This window comes from Elusimicrobiota bacterium (genome assembly GCA_016182905.1).
GTDB lineage: Bacteria > Elusimicrobiota > Elusimicrobia > UBA1565 > UBA9628 > GWA2-66-18.
Window position 1 is genome coordinate 175,560 of the sequence record JACPFR010000005.1, and the last position, 17,092, is coordinate 192,651.

The window sequence follows — 17,092 nt, forward strand, 5'->3', positions numbered from 1 at the left end:
ATGGCCGACAAGCACGTGACGGTGATGGAGAAGGAGGCGGGGCGAGAGCTCGAGAGGTACGATCCGTTCCAGGCGCTGGACCCGTTCCGGGAATTCCGCCTGCGGCCGTTCGGGGGGCTTTTCGAGGACGTGTTCGCGCCGCTGCGCGCCGACGTCCCCTCCATCCCCGCGGCCTGGATGCCTCGCGCGGACGTCCGCGAGACGGAGAAGGAGTACGTCATCGACCTCTCCTTGCCGGGGATCCGCAAGGAGGACGTGAAGGTCGAGGTCAAGGACGACGTCCTGACCGTGAGCGGCGAGCGCAGGACCGAGAAGGAGGAGAAGGGCAAGAGCTGGCTCCGCCGCGAATCCTCCTACGGCTCCTTCCTGCGCAGCTTCACCTTGCCCGAGGGACTGCACAGCGAGGACATCAAGGCGAACTACAAGGACGGCGTGCTGACCTTGTCGATGCGCAAGCCCGCGCAGGTCAAGAGCCGCGGCGTCAGCATCAAGGTCGACTGAGGCCGGGCCGGGGGGACGCCGGGCCGGAGGTGGGATCTTGGAGAACGGGACTGTCCGCCTGGAGCGGGCGGAGGCGGCGCGCATCCGCCGGGTCGCGCGCGAGCGCCTCCCGGAGGGCCTGCCGCTTCTGCTCCTCCGTCAGGCGTGGGCGGAGCTCGTCGTCACGATCGGAGGCCGCCTCCGGTTCCGCGAAGGCGTGAACACGCGCGCCGTCCGGGCGTACTGCGCCATGACCGTGGCGGAGTTCGAGGGGGTCAACGCGCGCCAGAGATGGGCGAACTGGAGGGTCATCCCGCGCAACCTTCACGGCCGCCTCCCCGGCCGCTCGTGCCGCGCCGTGGACCTGTGCGCGGGCGTCGGCGATTCGGCCGAGGTCCTGGCCTATTGGCTGCCCGAGGGCTCGGAGATCCTGGGGCTCGAGTACAACCCCGAGTTCGTCCGCCGAGCCCGGAGCCGGGTCTACCGCGACGCCGCGGGCCGCCCCGTCAAGACCGCCTTCCGCGCCCAGTCGGTCCTCGAGACCTTCCGCGACGCCGCGGGGGCGCGCGTCCCGGGGGGGAGCGTGGACCTGGTCAACTGCTGCGGGGCCCTCGCGCTGAACTTCAACGAGAGCGAGATCGACGCGCTCGCGGCGGAGATCGCCCGCGTGCTGCGCCCGGACGGCCTCGCCGCGATCGACGCGCCCGCCTCCGGCGAGGGCAAGGAGCGGATGATCCGCCTCTTCGCCCGGAGCCGTTTCGAGGCGCTGGGCAGCGTCCAAAGCTGCCTCTTCGACCGCTTCGCGCAGATATGCTTCCGCCGGGGAGGCCGGCCATGACGGGGGATCCTCCTCCCCGGCGCTTCCCCGCGGCCTACCTCGTGCTGGCCGTCTTCTCGGCGCTGGCCCTGCACGACGTCTGGAGGCAGGTGCGCGGCGTGCAGGTGCTGCCCTACAGCGAGTTCGAGAAGCTGCTTGACGCCAAGCGCATCAAGGAGGTCGTCGTCTCGCCGGACGCGATCTCGGGCCGCTTCAACGACCCGGCGCCCGGGGGCAAGCCCCTGTTCACGACCGTGCGCGTGGACCTGGACCTCGCGCGGCGATTGGAGCAGGCGGGCGTCGCGTACTCGAGCCGCCTCCCGAGCACCTTGCTGACCGCTCTCCTGTCCTGGGTCCTGCCCGCGGCGCTGTTCCTGGTGTTCTGGCTTTGGGTCATGAAGAGGATGGGGGCGAAGATGGACCCCGGCGGGCTCATGGGCATAGGCAAGAGCAAGGCCAAGGTCTACGTCGAGACCGACACGAAGACGACCTTCCGCGACGTCGCGGGGGTCGACGAGGCCGTCGACGAGCTCAAGGAGATCGTGGACTTCCTGAAGGACCCCAAGGCCTACGGACGCCTGGGCGGGCGGATGCCCAAGGGCGTCCTGCTCGTCGGCCCGCCCGGGACCGGGAAGACCCTCCTGGCCAAGGCCGTCGCCGGCGAGGCGGGCGTGCCGTTCTTCTCCATCAACGGCTCCGAGTTCGTGGAGATGTTCGTCGGCGTCGGCGCGGCCCGCGTGCGCGACCTGTTCGAGCAGGCGCGCAAGACCGCGCCGTGCATCCTCTTCATCGACGAGCTCGACGCCCTGGGCCGCGCCCGCGGCGCCTACCCGATGCTGGGAGGCCACGACGAGAAGGAGCAGACGCTCAACCAGCTCCTCGTCGAGCTCGACGGCTTCGACTCGAGCGCCGGCATCGTCATCCTGTCCGCCACCAACCGCCCGGAGATACTCGATCCCGCGCTCCTGCGCGCGGGGCGCTTCGACCGCCAGGTCCTCGTGGACCGCCCCGACAAGAACGGGCGGGCGGCGATCCTCGGCCTCTATCTCAAGAAGGTCTCCCTGCACCACGGCGTCGACCCGGAGAAGATCGCCGGGCTGACCCCGGGGTTCACGGGCGCCGACCTGGCCAACCTGGCCAACGAGGCCGCGCTCGTCGCCACCCGCCGCAAGGCGGCGCGCATCGCGATGGAGGACTTCACCGCCGCGGTCGAGCGCATCGTGGCCGGTCTCGAGAAGAAGAACCGCCTGCTCAACCCCAAGGAGCGCGAGATCGTCGCGCATCACGAGATGGGCCACGCCCTCGTCGCGGCCGCGCTGCCGGGGTCCGACCCGGTCCACAAGGTCTCCATCATCCCGCGCGGCGTCGCGGCGCTGGGCTACACGATCCAGCGGCCGACCGAGGACCGCTTCCTGATGACCATGGAGGAACTGGAGAACAAGATGGCGGTCCTGCTGGGGGGGCGCGCCGCCGAGCAGATCGTCTTCGGCCATCTCTCCACCGGGGCGCACGACGACCTGGGCAAGGTCACGCAGATCGCTCGGCACATGGCGGCCCGCTACGGGATGATCCCCGACCTCGGCCACGTGACCTACGACCGCGAGCCCTCGGCCTATCTCGGCGTCGCCGGCCCGGAGTTCCGCCAGTACAGCGAGGCGACGGCCGCCCGCATCGACGCGGCCGTCCAGGGCGTCGTCGACGCGGCCTATCGCTCGGCGGTCGCCGTCCTCGAGGAGAACAAGAAGGTCCTGCTCCAGTCGGCGGGCGCCTTGCTGGCCAAGGAGACGCTCTCCGAGGCGGAGCTCGCGCCGATCTTCAAGGCGGTCCGCTCGCCGAAGCTGGCTCCGGCGCCGCAGGCCTTGGGGCTGGCGTGAGCGCCCGCTATTTCTTCACGGCGCGGCGCAGGCGGAGGACGTCGATCGCCTCCTTGCCCTTGACCGAGTACTCGTAAGCGAGGGAGACCTCGTCGCCGATGCTGAGGTCGGCCAGGGCGATGGTCTTTCCCTCGATGGAATCGATCCGCGCCCTCTTCGCCGCGAAGGCGCGCACCTTCCCGTCGACGCACTTGACACGCAGCCTGCCCCTCGACGCGTCCACCGCCACGACGGTCCCGCTGTCGTACCAGGACGCGCTCGCGAGCTTCACCTGGGTCTTCTGCTGAGAAGGCCGCGCCGTCTGCGCCCATGCCGCGCCGCCCGCCAGGACGATCGACAACGCCAATGCCGCTGGAATGATCATGGGACCTCCGAAGACGCCGACCAGCTTCACCCGCAGTGTAGCGCCTTTGCGGGGACGAGCCCATGGAGCGGCGGTCACTCTATTTCGACGAAGAGGCGACGTCCTCTCCAAAAAAATGAACCACCAAGGCACGAAGACACAAAGAACGACGAGTAGAAGGTCGTTTCATCCATTTTCTTCGTGTCTTGGTGTCTTTGTGGTTGAATATTTTCTTGCGAAATCTCTTAAAGTGACCGGCATTGGCGCTAGTCGCCGCCGCCGACGTCGACGAGCTCGGGAAGCGCCGCGTCACGCCCGGCCGCGAGCCGCGCCTGAAGCCAGTCGCACGCCGCGGCGACGACCGCCGGGCGGTCGTTCTCGAACTCGTGGCCCTCCCCGGGAAGCTCGAGGAGCTCCTTCGGCCGGCCGGCCAGCGCCCACAGACGCCGCGCGGACGCCGGCGGCACCATGCGGTCCTGCAGGCCCTGCATCACGAGCAGCGGGGTCGGCGCGATGTCGCGGAGATAGATGTCCGGGCGTTCGTGACGGGCGATGCCGGCGTACTCCCGCCAGACCTCGCCGAAGTCGGGGATGTTGAGCACCTTCCCGTTCCGGCGGAGATAGGCGGCGTCGGCGGGCTCGTCCAGCCGCGGCAGGGCCGGGGCCATCACGACCGCGGCCGCCAGCCTCGTCTCCGCCGCCAGCTTCAGCGCGACCCAGCCTCCGATGCTGACGCCGAGCACCGCGACGCGCCCGGCGTCCACGTGATGGTACCGCGACAGGAGCCTGAGGGACGCCCGGGCGTCGTCGAGGAGACCGCGGAGGCTGTAGCGGCCGCCGCTGCCCCAGCAGCCCCGGAAGTGCGGCGTGAAGGCGGTCATGCCGCGGCGGCACAGCTCGGCGGCGACGTCGTCGTTCTTCTGGAGGCCGGGGAAGCCGTGCAGGAGGAGCACGGCGGGCGACTTCTCGGCTCGCGGGGACAGACGCAGCCCGCCCACCCGCCACTCGTGTCCGACGCGGAACTTCACCGCTCGAATCTCCATAGTCGCTCCTCCCGGGCCGGACGCGGCTTCATGGACGCAACGCTTCGGCTACGGGAGCAAGGCCCGTTTGTTGCGTCCGAAGACGACGGCGGGGGCACGGAGGAACCATGTTCCACGATCGGCATGACGCGGCGGTCCGTCTGGCTCGCGAGCTCCGGCGCTTCAAGGGGCGCGCCGACGCGCTGGTCCTGGCCGTCCCCCGCGGGGGGCTGCCGATCGGAGCCGTCCTTTCCGCCGAGCTGGGCCTGCCGCTCGACGTGATCCTGACCAAGAAGATCGGCCACCCCTACAATCCGGAGTTCGCGATCGGGGCGGTGAGCCTGACCGGCGAGACCTACGACGAGGAGCTCGTCCGGCGCGAGGGGATCCGCGCGGAGTGGCTCGCCGGCGAGATCGCGCGCGTCCGCGGGACGCTGCGCGAGCGCTACCGCCTGTACCACGGGTCCGCCGAGCCCCTGAGCGTCGCGGGGAAGACCGTGATCCTGACCGACGACGGGGCCGCGACGGGTCGGACTTTGATCGTCGCCGTCGACCTGCTCCGGGGCGCGGGCGCCGCGAAGGTCGTCGTCGCGATCCCGGTCGCCCCGCCCGACGCCGTCGAGCTGCTGGAGGCCGCGGCCGACGAGGTGGTCTGCCTCGAGGAGCCGCCGGGCTTCATGGCGATCGGCGAGCACTACGCGGACTTCTCCCAGGTCTCGGACGAGCAGGCGGTCGCGTGCCTGAAGACGGCGGGGGCGGCGGGGACGCGGCCGTGATGACCGGCGCCGCGAAGTTCGCCATGGCCGCGTTCAGCGCGGCGTTCCTCGCCGAGGGCTACTGGCTCGGCGCGCGCAGCGCCCGCTGGACGCCCGTGCCGGCCGCGGCGGAGGTCCGCGCGGCCGCGGGCATCCGCTCCATGCTCACCGCCACGGACAGCGAGATCATCGTGGCCGTCAGCATCCCCGGCCTCCTGGGCGACTCGCTGAGCGTCGCGGTCGCGGGCTCCTTGGTGACGATCAGCTGCATCGCCGAGCGCCCGCACGAGACGCGCCGCTACGAGATGATCATGCCCCTTCCCGCGAACGCCGACGCCGCGCGGCACCGGCTCGTGCGCGAGGGCGAGGCGTTCAAGCTCATCTTCGAGAAGCTAGACCGCCGGCCGATGAATTTTTGACGGCCGTCCCGAGGGCACGGCGAGCACCGGTATGCGCGAGTGGCGCATGGTCCGCTCGACCGCCGAGCCGAGGACCGCGTCCGAGGAGAACGGGCGGCGGTGCGCGGAGAGCACGACGAGTCCGTAGCGGCCCGAGTCGGCTTCCCTGACGATGTGCGCGCGGGCGTCCCCGACCCTGACGCGCAGGCTCCAGCGGCCGCGGCGCGCCGGGCCGAGGAGGCTCTCGAGCCGCCGGCCCAGGCCGGGGGCCTCGGCCAGGACGGAGCTCCCCTTCGGCACGACCCTCAGGACGCGCAGCTCCGCGTCCAGGCCGCGCGCCAGCGCCGCGGCGTAGCGCAGGGCGCGCGTCGCGTGGGGAAGGCCGTTCCACGGGGCGAGCACGCGGGTCACCCGGAGCGGGGACTTGGAGGCGTGGACCGTGAGCACGGGGACGGACGAGGCCCGCACGACGGCCTCGGCGACCGAGCCGAGCAGGAACCGGTCGATCCCCGCGTAGCCGTGCGTGCCGAGGACGAGCAGGTCCGCCGCGGCCGCGGCCCTCTCGAGCGCCGCTCCGATCGGCCAGCCGTGCAGGGTGCGCACGGTCAGCCGCTCGGGGGGGAAGCCCGACGCCGCGTCGCGCAGGCGCCGCTCGAGGCGGCGCTCATCCTCGGCGCTCGGCTCGGGGAGAGGGACCGGCAGGGACCCGGGGCCGATCACGGCCGCGGCGAGAGCCGGCGCCTGCACGCGGACGAGCTTGAGCGCCGAGCCCCAGCGCCGGGCCAGGGCCTTGGCGGCGTCGAGCGCCGCCAGGGACGGAGCGGAGAGATCGACCGCGACGACGATGCGCTTGGGCGGGAAGCCTTTCATGGCGTTTCTCCTCGAGCCGCTCGCGCAGCTCGGCGTAGGTCAGGCAGTTCAGGACGTCGCCGGGCTCGAGCCACGCCCGCCGGGCGATGACGACGGCGTCGTCGATGAAGGCGAGCTGGGACGCGGAGTGGGCGTCGGAGCCGAGCGCCAGCGCCGCCCCCAGCTCCTTGGCGCGGCGGGCGCCGGCGTCGTCGGCGTCCTGGCGCTCGGGCTGGCCGTTGAGCTCGATCGCGGTCCCGGCCCCCGCCGCGGCGCGCATCACCGCCTCGGAGTCGAAGTCGTACGGCGGCCGCCGTCCGAGCAGGCGTCCCGACGGATGGGCGAGGATGTCGGTCCGCGGGTTCGAGACTGCCCGGGCCAGGCGCGCCGTCATCTCCGCGGCGGAAAGGGAGAAGCCCGAGTGGACCGCCGCCACCACGACGTCGAGCTCGTCGAGGACCTCGTCCGGGTAGTCGAGGCTCCCGTCCTTGAGGACGTCGACCTCCATCGAGCGCAGCAGCTCGATGCCCTTCACCGCGCCGCGGACGCGCTCGAGCTCGGCGAGCGTGGCCCTCAGCTCGGGGATGCTCAGGCCCCGGGCGACGCGCAGCGAGCGGGAGTGGTCGCCGAGGGCGACCCACTCCCAGCCCCGCTCGCGGGCGGCGCGCGCCATCGCCTCGAGGCTGTGGAGCCCGTCGGTGTGCAGGGAGTGGTTGTGGAAGTCGCCCCGGACGTCCGACGCGCGGATCAGGCGCGGAAGGCGCCCCTTCGCGGCGGCCTCCAGCTCGCCGCGGTTCTCCCGGAGCTCCGGCTCGATGTAGGCCATGCCGAGCGCGGCGTACACCTCCTCCTCCGTGCGCCCGGCCAGCGGACGGCGCCGGGCCGCGTCGGAGAGGCGGAACACCCCGTATTCGCTGACGGTCAGGCCCCGGCGGCGCGCGAGCGCGCGCAGCGCGATGTTGTGCTCCTTGGAGCCCGTGAAGTACTGGAGGGCGGCGCCGAAGCACGAGGCCGGCACCACGCGCAGGTCGCACTGGAGCCCGCCGGACAGGCGCACCGAGGCCTTCTCGGGACCGCTGGACAGGACCGCGGCGACGCCGGGGAGCTTGAGGAACGCCGCGACGACCGCGGCCCCGTCCTCGGCGGCGGCGAGCAGGTCGGCGTCGGCGGCGGTCTCCCGGCCGCGGCGCGCCGAGCCCGCGAGCTCCGCGCGGGAGACGCCCCTCATGCCCCGGAGCCGGGCGAGCAGCGGCTCGGCCGCGAGACGGACCTCGCGCCGCGGGAGGCGCGCGGGCGCCGCCGCGAGACTCAGGCCGGCGGCGAGCTTGCGCGCGAGCGTCGGGCCGAAGCCCGGCAGCCCGCGGAGCCTGCCTTCGTCGAGCGCCCGCCGCAGGTCCTCGGGGCCCGTCACCCCGGCCGACTCGAACAGGCGCCGCGCGCGCGCGGGGCCCAGGCCCGGAACCCGCAGCAGCGCGCGCAGGCCCGCGGGGACGCGGCGGCGCAGCGCCTCGAGCCCCGGGAAGGTCCCGGCGCGGCACGCCTCGCGGATGTGCGCCGACAGGCTCTTGCCGACGCCGGGGATCTCCCGCAGCTCTTCCTCGGAGAGTCCTTCGAGCGGCGCGCCCCACTCGCCCGCCGCGCGCGCCGCGCGCTGGTAGGCGCGCGCGCGGAAGGAGGCTCCTCCCGACAGCTCGAGGAGCACGGACATCTCCGCCAGCAGCGCCTCGATCTCCGCGTTGGTCATCGCCCCTCCCACGCCCTTTCGCCCGCAACATCGCGGCCGGATGGTCCGATCGTTGCGGCGGGCAGGAAGAAGGGCTCACCGCCGTCGTCGCCGCGGAGGAGGTTCGCCATGAGAGCCGATATCGCCGTGCCGGCACGCAGCTCGCGCCTGGTGCACGATCGCGTCGCCGATCCGTACAAGAGGACGGCGAAGCCGGTCCAGCCCGCCGCCTGTCCCCGGTGCGGCGCGGTCTTCCTGAAGGGCCGCTGGCAATGGGCGTCCCGGAAGCCGGCGCGCGCGGCCCGCGAGGTGTGCCAGGCCTGCCGCCGCGTCGAGGACGACTATCCCGCGGGGATCATGACCTTGCGGGGGAGCTACGCCCGCTCGCACCTTCCGGAGATACTGGCCCTCGCGCGCAACGCGGAGAAGGCGGAGAACTCCTTCCGTCCGATGCACCGGATCATGGGGATCGAGGAGCGGCGGGACCGGGTCGTCATCAAGACGACGGACATCCACCTGCCGGGCCGCATCGGCCGCGCGCTCGTCCGGTCGTTCAAGGGCGAGCTCGCCCTGAAGTACGACCGCGGGGCCTATTTCGTGCGCGCCGACTGGAGCCGGGAGAGCTAGGGCTAGTAGCCGATCTCCCGGTTCCAGGGCGTCTCCGTCGTCGGCCGGTAGGGCTCGAACTGCAGCCTGTCCAGCTTCGGAGACGACTTCCCGGCCGCCGCCAGCTTCGCCGTCCGGACGTACAGCTCCGACGCCTCCTTCGCGCCGCGCCTCGCGGAGGCGATCTCATCGGCCATGTTGAGCGCGAGGATGTTCAGCGCCTCGGAGTTGCTCACCGCGGTCAGCTCGTCGTTGAAGCGGTCGAAGGTCAGGCCGTGCCCGAACTCGCGCAGCGCCGGGACGGCGTCGCCGGGGATGAAATAGCCCACCGTCTGCTCCAGGTAGTCGAAGTGCTCCCCGCCGCGGACGGTGATCCTCTTCCAGGGCCCGCGCTCGTACCAGGTCACGGTGCCCTCGCCCAGGGCGTTGGGGGAGCCGTAGCGCTCGATCATGACCTTGGCCGTGGCGCGGGGCCCGTCGAGCCAGGCGGCGGTGTGCGCGGCCACGCGCTCCTGCGAGGGGGCCCGATGGCGGTACGCGAAATAACCTCCCGCGGCGAGGGTGACCGCGAGGATGGTCGCGACGAAATAGAGCTCACGTTTCTCGGATTTCATGGCACGGTCCTCCCGGGAGGATCCGATCCCTGATATCTCCGCCGCAACGATGCGACCAGGCGCGGCTAGGAGGACCAGTAATCCTTCATGCGCTCGCTGTTCGAGGAGCCGCGCAGCTTGTTGATCGCCTGCAGCTGGATCTGGCGCGCCCGCTCGCGGGTCACGCGCATGGCCCGTCCGACCTCGTCCAGGGAACGCGGCGACGAGCCGTCCAGCCCGAAGCGCATCGTGATCACGCCCGCCTCGCGCTTGTCGAGGTGGGACATCCACTTCCAGATCTCGTCGCGGCGGATCGCGTCCGCGGCCGTCGCGTGCGGCGTCGGCAGCGTCGTGTCCTCGAGCAGCGCCTCCAGGGTGCCGTCGCCGTCCTCGCCGACCTGGTGGGCCAGCGAGACGGGCTCCTGCATGGCGGCCTGGATCTCCTGGATCCTGCGCGTCTCGGCGGCGCGCGGGTCGCGGCCGCCGTCGCGCAGGACCTTCTTGAGGCGCGAGTAATCCTCGCGGATGTGGACCGGGATGCGGATCGTCTTCTCCTTGTCCACGATGGCGCGCTGGATGGCCTGGCGGATCCACCAGGTGGCGTAGGTGGAGAACTTGTAGCCCATCGCCCAGCGGAACTTCTCCACCGCCCGGATCAGGCCGAGGCTTCCTTCCTGGATCAGGTCCGCCATCTCGAGCTTGTCCGAGTTGAACGTCTTGGCGATGGAGATCACCAGGCGCAGGTTGGCGCGGAGCAGGCCGGACTTGGCCGCCTCGACGCGGTCCTCGAGCGCGGCGATCCTCTCGTCGAGCTCGAGGAGGCTCGCGGGCGTCATCGGCAGCGGGTCGGTCGGCCGCCCGTCGCGCAGGCGGCGCGCCTGGTCGCGGACCCGGTTCGTCAGCCGCCGCACCTTCTCCTCGTGGAGCCCGAGGGCGTCGATCCGGTCGACGACCGTCGCGCCCTTCGCGCCGCGCCCGATGGCGCGCGCCACCAGCAGGACCTTGCGGCGCATCGCGCCGATCTGCGCCCGCGTGGGCGTGCCCCGCGGCATCAGCTCCTTGGCGTCCATGTGTCCGGCCTTGATGAGCTCGGCCCAGTTCCGGACCTGCCGCAGGGCGACCGGCGACCCGAGGACGAGGCGCCGCAGCTCCCCTCCGGCGGTCTCGATCTCGCGGGCGAGATGAGTCTCCTCCTGGCGGGTGAGCAGGGGCACCTTCCCCATCTCGGCGAGGTACTGACCGATGGCGTTGTTATCGATGGACTTGATCAATGCGTTGCGGCCTCCTGAGCCATAGGCGTGCGTCCGTGGGGGGATCCGGCAAGCGGCGCCCGTAGGCGCCGCGAGGAGGGAACGGCCTTGCCCGGCTGCGAAAACAGTATCGCCCGGATTTTGTTACGGAATTATTACGGGGCGGGAGCCGCCTTCTTCCGTCCGGCCGTGCGGAAGGCCAGGCCGTCCTTGCCCGCGTCGGCCTCGACCTGCTGGCCGTCCTTGATCTCGCCGGTCAGCAGCATGCGCGCTACCGGGTCGACGACGAGCCGGGAGATGGCGCGCTTGAGCGGGCGCGCGCCGTAGGCGGGGTCGTAGCCTTCCTTCGCCAGCGCGTCCTTCGCCGCGTCGGTGAGCGTCAGCTCGATGCGCCGCTCGGCGAGGCGCTTGCGCACCGACTCGAGCTGGACCTCGACGATGCGGCGCAGGTGCGCCTGGTCGAGGCTCGAGAACTCGAGGATGTCGTCGAGGCGATTCAGGAATTCCGGGCGGAAGCGGGATTTGAGCTCGTCCTTCGACGCGTTGGAGGTCATCATGACGACGGTATTCGTGAAGTTCACCGTCCGGCCTTGTCCGTCGGTGAGCCGCCCGTCGTCCATGACCTGCAGGAGCACGTTGAAGGCGTCGGGGTGGGCCTTCTCGATCTCGTCGAGGAGGACGACGGAGTACGGCTTGCGCCGCACGGCTTCCGTGAGCTGTCCTCCTTCTTCATAACCGACGTAGCCGGGGGGCGCCCCGATGAGCCGGGCGACGGCGTGCTTCTCCATGTACTCCGACATGTCGATGCGGATCATCGCCTTGTCCGAGTCGAACAGGAACTCGGCCAGGGCCCGCGCCAATTCCGTCTTGCCGACGCCGGTCGGCCCCATCAGCAGGAACACGCCGGTGGGCCGGTTTGGGTCCGAGAGACCCGATCTCGCGCGCCGCACGGCCTCGCAGACGGCCTTCACCGGCGCCTCCTGCCCGATGACCCGCTTGTGGAGCTGGTCCTCCATGCGCAGGAGCTTCGCCGCCTGCCCCTCGAGCAGGCGCTCGACCGGGACGCCCGTCCAGCGCGCGACGACGCCGGCGACGTCCTCCTCTCCGACTTCTTCCTTCAGAAGCGACCTCTCCTTCTGCAGGGCCGCGAGATCCTTGCGCAGCTTCTCGGCGCGCTTCTCGAGCTCCGGCACCTTGCCGAAGCGGACCTCGGCGGCGCGCGCGAGGTCCCCGCCGCGCTCCGCCTTCTGCTCGTCGGCCTTGAGCTCCTCGACCTGCTTTTGGAAGCCGCGCAGCTCCCCGATCAGGTCCTTCTCCTTCTTCCAATGCTCGCGCAGGTCGGCGGACTCCGCCTTCAGGCGCTTGAGCTCCTTCTCGATGGCCTTCAGCCGCTCGGCGGAGCCGGTGTCGGTCTCCTTCTTGAGGGCCGTGGCCTCGATCTCGAGGCGGCGGATGTCGCGCTCATTTTGGTCGAGTTCGGCCGGCAGCGAATCGATCTCCATGCGCAGCCGGCTTCCGGCCTCGTCGATGAGGTCGATGGCCTTGTCGGGGAGCTGGCGGTCGGGGATGTAGCGCGAGGACAAGGTAGCGGCGGCCACCAAGGCGGCGTCGCGGACGCGCACGCCGTGGTGCACCTCGTATTTTTCCTTCAAGCCGCGCAGGATCGCGATGGTGTCCTCGATGGACGGCTCGTCGACCAGGACGGTCTGGAAGCGCCGCTCGAGCGCCGCGTCCTTCTCGATCCCTTTTTTGTACTCGTCGAGCGTGGTCGCGCCCACGCAGCGCAGCTCGCCGCGGGCGAGCATCGGCTTGAGCAGGTTGGCCGCGTCCATGGCGCCCTCGGCGGCGCCCGCGCCGACGAGGGTGTGCAGCTCGTCGATGAAGAGGATGACGCGGCCCTCCTGGGCGGCGATCTCCTTGAGCACGGCCTTCAGCCGCTCCTCGAACTCGCCGCGGTACTTGGCTCCGGCGATCAGCGCGCCGAGGTCGAGGGAGATCACGGCCTTCTCCTTTATGCCCTCCGGCACGTCGCCGGAGGCCACGCGCTGGGCCAGCCCCTCGACGATGGCGGTCTTGCCCACGCCCGGCTCGCCGATCAGCACGGGGTTGTTCTTCGTGCGGCGGGAGAGCACCTGGATGACGCGGCGGATCTCGCCGTCGCGGCCGATCACCGGGTCGAGCTTGCCGCGGCGGGCGGCGGCGGTGAGGTCCCGCCCGTATTTCTCGAGGGCCTGATAGGTGGCCTCGGGTTCTTGGGACGTGACCCGCTGCGAGCCGCGGGTCTGGGTCAGCGCGGCGAGGAACTTGTCCGGCGTCAGGCCGAGCTTGGCGAGCAGGCGCGCGCCGTCGCTGCCGGCGTCGAGGATGCCGAGCAGGACGTGCTCGGCCGAGACGAACTCGTCCTTCAACAGCTTCATCCGCTCCTCGGCCTTGAGCAGGACGAGGTCGAGGGACGCGGAGGCGTGGAGCTTGCCGCCCTGGACCTGGGGCTTCCTCGATAAGAACCGCTCGACCTCGGCGGCGGCCGCGCGCGGGTCGATGCCCGCCTTCTTCAGGGTCTCCGGGACGACCCCGCCGTCCTGGGCGAGGAGTGCCGCGAGCAGGTGCTCGGGGGTCAGCTCGGGGTGGCCGCGGCGCTCCGCCGCCGACTGGGCGTCGCGGAAGGCTTCCTGGGTCTTATGCGTCCACTGATCGGGGTTCATAGGTATAGGGTAACCCTGCAACGGGACGACCGCCAGAGGCCCTGGCCCGAAGGAGCCGCGTTGAACTGTTTCCGGAAACAGTCGGCTGACGGCCCGTCGTTCGCGCTTTAGGCTTCTTTGCGGTGCTCGGCCCAGAAGCGCGGGGGCAGCGCGCCGAGGAGCATGAGGACGAGCTGAGACGCGCAGAACGCCGACAGCCACAGGAAGGCCGAGTCCATGAAGCCGTAGGAGTGCAGGCCGATGCCGAGCATGTTGACGCCGAACCAGGAGAGGCTGACTATGATGTTCCCGAAGATCGTCATCAGCATGATGCCGCGCTCGCGCGCGTAGCCGCCCCAGCGGGCGTGCAGGATGATGGCGTTCCAAAGCACGATCAGCAGGGCGCCGTTCTCCTTGGGGTCCCAGCCCCAGAACCGGCCCCAGCTCTGGTCGGCCCAGATGCCGCCGAGGACGGTGCCGACGAAGCTGAAGAACAGGCTGAAGGCGACGACGCCGTAGGCCAGGTCGGACAGGGCCTTGGAGGCCGCCGGGTCCGGCTTGGCGAGGAGATGGCGGCGCGCGACCCAGGCGATGCCGAGCATGCCCGCGAGGTAGGTCGAGCTGTAGCCGATCGTGATCGTGACGACGTGCGTCGCCAGCCAGAAGTTGGAGTCCAGGACCGCGCGCATCATCTCCATCGTGTCGCCGCTCGACTTCAGGTGATGGGCGATGATCAAGGTCGTGAAGCCGATGGCGCACGCGCCGGCGACGGCGAAGCCCTTCCGGTGGATGCGCTCGGCGAACAGCCCGAGCGCGGCGGCCGCCCAGCCCACGAACACCGCCGACGAGTAGAGGTTGGTGACCGGAGGGCGGCCCTGCAGGACGCTGTGCGCCAGCAGGCCCGCGGAGTGCACGGCGAAGGCGGCCAGGGCCAGCGCGCGCGCGGCGGCGGCGACGTCCTCGCGCCGGGTCGCCCAGGCGGCGAAGACCAGCAGGAGGGCCGTCAGGTACAGCGCCATGCCGGAGACGAAGGGGGAGGCTTTGTTGAAGAGCGTCTCGGCGCGGGCCGAGCGCGCGGCCTCGGGCCGGTAGCGGGCGACCCAGCCCGCATGTTCCATCAGCGCGGCGTTGAAGCCGGCGGCGTCTCCGGCGCGGTAGGCGCGGCCCATGAGGGCGAAGGACGCCAGGCTCGGATGGGGGTTCAGCCCGCGGGTCGGGTTGCCGAGGGCCTCGCCGGTGTTGGTCCAGTCGTCGGCGGGGGCGCCCTCCCTCGGGGGGATGGCCTTGAAGGCCGCCGACTGGGCGAGGAAGTTGTAGCGCTGGATCATCTCCGACAGCGCGGCCATGACGCGGCGGTCCTTGTCCGTGGGCTTCTTCCCGTGGAACGCCTTCATCGCGGCCGGGAGCAAAGAGCTGAACGCCGCCATCTCCATCACGGGGTCGCCCTGGCCGGAGACCATGAAGGTGTTCTTGACGCTCTCGTACAGGCTCAGCCGGCCGCTGAGGGCGAGCGCCGCCTTCTGGAAGCGCGTGCGCCGGCCGCTCTCGATCTTGTCGGCGGCCATCGCCTGGTTCGTGATCTCGTCGCGCTTGCCCTCGAGCTGCCAGTAGGCGAAATAGCGGGTCTTGCCCTGGTCGAGGCCGAGCAGGCCCAGGACCTCGGGGTCGTCGACGACGAAGGCGGGGTAGGTGTCGGCGGCCTCGGGCTTGAACATCGCGTCGAGGAGCCACCGCGCCGGGGGCAGGGACTTGCCGTCCACCCGCACCGTCTGCTTGCTCCTCATCGAGAGCATCGCGCTGCGCGCGAAGCTGTCCATCGGCTTGACCCGGCCGCCCTCGAGGACGGGCAGGCGGGAGAAGGCCGCGAGGTCGAAATCGGACTTCGGCGCGGGGGCCGCGAGCGGCCACGCGGCCAGCGCCAGGGCGCCGGCGAACACCGCCGTCTGCAGCCGGTTCAGCTTCATGCGCTCCTCGAGGACAGGGACTTCCTCAGCATCACGCCGAAGTGCCAGAGCAGGCCCAGCGACACCAGCACGCAGGACACGTAAGGAAGCGTCCACGCGGGGTTGCGCACGACCTGCAGGACCGAGAGCGTGTCGTCCTTGCCGAAGCTCGCCTGGTAGAAGGTCAGGCCGCCGTGCCTCAGGGGGGAGTTCATGTAGATCAGCACGTCGCGGTCGTCCCCGGCCGCCGGGTCCTTCAGGCGCACGAGGCTCGAGAAGTTCTTGGGGATGTTCGTCCCGGGATAACGGTCGTGCTTGAAGTCCTTGAGCGTCAGCGAGAACGGATGGCGGTACTGGCGCAGGCGCAGCGCCAGCTTCCAGCTCCGCCCCTCGTGGATGAAGCCCTGGGGCGCGCCGAGGCCGTTGGAGAGCAGGTACACGCCGAGGCTCTTCCCGTCCTTGAGCACGGGCTCGACTAGCGCCACGGCGGTGTTCTGCTCGCCGTCGGCCGTCACCGGGTGCTGCGGGGTGACGGACATGCCCGCGCCGACGCCCGCGGTGGCGCCCGACGGGGCGCCGCCCATCGACAGCGCGGCGTTCTCGTGGTAGGCGCGCACGACCAGCTTGAAGGGGAGCGCCGGGTCGGAGACCTCCCGCGCGGTCTCGAGCCGGGAGTCGGGGATGGCGGTCTCCTCGTCGAACTCCTTGTCGGTCGCGTCGGTGACGACGACCTCCATGCGGCGGTAGTCCTCGCTGAAGCTCTTCGTCTGACCCTCTTCGATCGCCATGTTGCTCTCGACCTGGAGCATCGCGGTCGCGAACTCCCCGATGAAGAGGAGCGCGAGGCCGACGTGCACGACCCACAGCCCGGCCTTGCGCCAGGACAGCTCCAGGCGCCGGAACTGCGCCAGGAGCAGGTTGATCAGGAGGAGGCCGCCGGCCAGGCCGCCGCCGGGGAAGATCGGGACGCGCAGGGACGAGCCTTCGGGCGACCACCAGACCAGGAAGGATCGGATGTAGCGCTCGACGGCGAGATGGATGCCGAGGTTGACCTGCGCCAAGGTGCAGGCGACGACGAGGACCATCAGCAAGGCGAGGCAGGCGAGCGTGAGCTTCAGCGAGCTGAGCGCGTCGACGAGACGGCTCAGCGCGTCGGTCCTGCGCATCAGGGGGTCAGGCTCTTGAGGGCGGCCAGGAACCCGGGCCGCGCGGACTCGGTCGCCGCGGCCTCGCCCATCAGCTTGAAGAACCACGTGGTGTCGCCCGTCTTGACGACGGCGGCGATCAGGCGGGTCTTGGACTCGCCCTCGCTCGTGAGGTCGTAGACGGCCACGGGGCCGGCCTTGGAGGAGACCGTCGCGCGGGCGGCCTTCATGCCCGCCTCGTCGGTCGGCGGCAGGCCGATCTGCCCGCGCCAGCGGTTGACGTTGGCCAGCTCGCCGCCCGAGTCGCCGGGCAGGGAGACGACGGTGCCCTCGGTCTTGAGCCCGCCCGGGGGAGTCCAGGTCGCCAGGCGCATGCCGGTGCCGGGGGTCTCCTTCCAGCCGGAGGGCAAGGTCCACTTCAGGCCCGGGGCGGCGGCGTGGTCGTGTCCGGCGTGGTCGCCGTGGTCGTGGCCGTCGCCGGGGCCGTGCGCCTCGGCGGCGGGGGCCGCTTCCTTGGGCACGCGCGCGCGGGTGATCGTCTCCTCGCCGCAGGCGGCGGTCAGGAAAACGGAGGACAGCACGACGAAGGAGGGGAGAAAAGTTCTCATGAGGC

General features: G+C 71.2%; 15 protein-coding genes. 6 read left to right on the forward strand and 9 right to left on the reverse strand.

The features are described from left to right. The 3 genes from HYV14_02090 to hflB are packed head-to-tail and all read left to right on the forward strand — an operon-like array spanning position 1 to position 3,171. The gene (locus HYV14_02090) at positions 1 to 501 is read left to right on the forward strand and encodes an Hsp20/alpha crystallin family protein (GenBank protein ID MBI2384782.1); all 501 of its coding nucleotides are present in this window, start codon (positions 1 to 3) and stop codon (positions 499 to 501) included. Between the two features lie 37 nt (positions 502 to 538). After that, complete coding sequence (locus HYV14_02095; protein MBI2384783.1) at positions 539 to 1,318, forward strand: class I SAM-dependent methyltransferase; 780 nt, start codon at positions 539 to 541, stop codon at positions 1,316 to 1,318. Then, on the forward strand, positions 1,315 to 3,171 hold the full coding sequence (gene hflB, locus HYV14_02100; protein ID MBI2384784.1) for an ATP-dependent zinc metalloprotease FtsH: 1,857 nt from the start codon (positions 1,315 to 1,317) through the stop codon (positions 3,169 to 3,171). Before HYV14_02095 ends, hflB begins: the two co-directional genes overlap by 4 nt. A gap of 7 nt (positions 3,172 to 3,178) precedes the next feature. On the opposite strand, the gene HYV14_02105 is transcribed toward hflB, so the two are convergent. Together HYV14_02105 and HYV14_02110 are read right to left on the reverse strand one after the other, a co-directional pair. Further along, complete coding sequence (locus HYV14_02105; GenBank protein ID MBI2384785.1) at positions 3,179 to 3,535, reverse strand: FecR domain-containing protein; 357 nt, start codon at positions 3,533 to 3,535, stop codon at positions 3,179 to 3,181. Between the two features lie 245 nt (positions 3,536 to 3,780). Then, the gene (locus HYV14_02110; protein ID MBI2384786.1) at positions 3,781 to 4,557 is read right to left on the reverse strand and encodes an alpha/beta fold hydrolase; all 777 of its coding nucleotides are present in this window, start codon (positions 4,555 to 4,557) and stop codon (positions 3,781 to 3,783) included. 107 nt (positions 4,558 to 4,664) lie between these two features. Here HYV14_02110 and HYV14_02115 point away from each other — a divergent pair, with 107 nt between their 5' ends. Then, positions 4,665 to 5,312 carry a phosphoribosyltransferase gene (locus tag HYV14_02115; protein ID MBI2384787.1) on the forward strand — a complete coding sequence of 216 codons (648 nt, stop codon included), beginning with the start codon at positions 4,665 to 4,667 and terminating at the stop codon, positions 5,310 to 5,312. Further along, positions 5,273 to 5,710 carry a hypothetical protein gene (locus HYV14_02120; protein ID MBI2384788.1) on the forward strand — a complete coding sequence of 146 codons (438 nt, stop codon included), beginning with the start codon at positions 5,273 to 5,275 and terminating at the stop codon, positions 5,708 to 5,710. The genes HYV14_02115 and HYV14_02120 overlap by 40 nt, the downstream gene beginning before the upstream one ends. On the opposite strand, the gene HYV14_02125 is transcribed toward HYV14_02120, so the two are convergent. Then, the gene (locus HYV14_02125; GenBank protein MBI2384789.1) at positions 5,684 to 6,559 is read right to left on the reverse strand and encodes a universal stress protein; all 876 of its coding nucleotides are present in this window, start codon (positions 6,557 to 6,559) and stop codon (positions 5,684 to 5,686) included. The two genes, HYV14_02120 and HYV14_02125, sit on opposite strands and share 27 nt — an antisense overlap. Positions 6,560 to 8,390: 1,831 nt before the next feature. Here HYV14_02125 and HYV14_02130 point away from each other — a divergent pair. Continuing rightward, complete coding sequence (locus HYV14_02130) at positions 8,391 to 8,888, forward strand: ATPase (protein ID MBI2384790.1); 498 nt, start codon at positions 8,391 to 8,393, stop codon at positions 8,886 to 8,888. A 2-nt stretch (positions 8,889 to 8,890) separates the two neighbouring features. Here the strand turns inward: HYV14_02130 and HYV14_02135 are convergent, their stop codons facing one another. The 6 genes from HYV14_02135 to HYV14_02160 all read right to left on the reverse strand — a co-directional run bounded on the left by HYV14_02135 (position 8,891) and on the right by HYV14_02160 (position 17,087). Further along, entirely contained in the window at positions 8,891 to 9,481 is a 591-nt protein-coding gene (locus HYV14_02135; GenBank protein ID MBI2384791.1) for a hypothetical protein, read from the reverse strand. Between the two features lie 65 nt (positions 9,482 to 9,546). Further along, the gene (locus HYV14_02140) at positions 9,547 to 10,731 is read right to left on the reverse strand and encodes a sigma-70 family RNA polymerase sigma factor (protein ID MBI2384792.1); all 1,185 of its coding nucleotides are present in this window, start codon (positions 10,729 to 10,731) and stop codon (positions 9,547 to 9,549) included. 134 nt (positions 10,732 to 10,865) lie between these two features. Beyond that, a complete protein-coding gene (gene clpB, locus HYV14_02145; protein ID MBI2384793.1) occupies positions 10,866 to 13,412 on the reverse strand; it encodes an ATP-dependent chaperone ClpB in 2,547 nt (848 codons plus the stop codon). A gap of 107 nt (positions 13,413 to 13,519) precedes the next feature. Continuing rightward, positions 13,520 to 15,355: a cytochrome c biogenesis protein CcsA gene (gene ccsA, locus HYV14_02150; protein ID MBI2384794.1), complete on the reverse strand. Its 1,836-nt coding sequence runs from the start codon at positions 15,353 to 15,355 to the stop codon at positions 13,520 to 13,522. Continuing rightward, entirely contained in the window at positions 15,352 to 16,500 is a 1,149-nt protein-coding gene (locus tag HYV14_02155; protein MBI2384795.1) for a cytochrome c biogenesis protein ResB, read from the reverse strand. The genes ccsA and HYV14_02155 overlap by 4 nt, the downstream gene beginning before the upstream one ends. Continuing rightward, on the reverse strand, positions 16,500 to 17,087 hold the full coding sequence (locus HYV14_02160; GenBank protein MBI2384796.1) for a hypothetical protein: 588 nt from the start codon (positions 17,085 to 17,087) through the stop codon (positions 16,500 to 16,502). The genes HYV14_02155 and HYV14_02160 overlap by 1 nt, the downstream gene beginning before the upstream one ends. Positions 17,088 to 17,092: the final 5 nt, after the last annotated feature.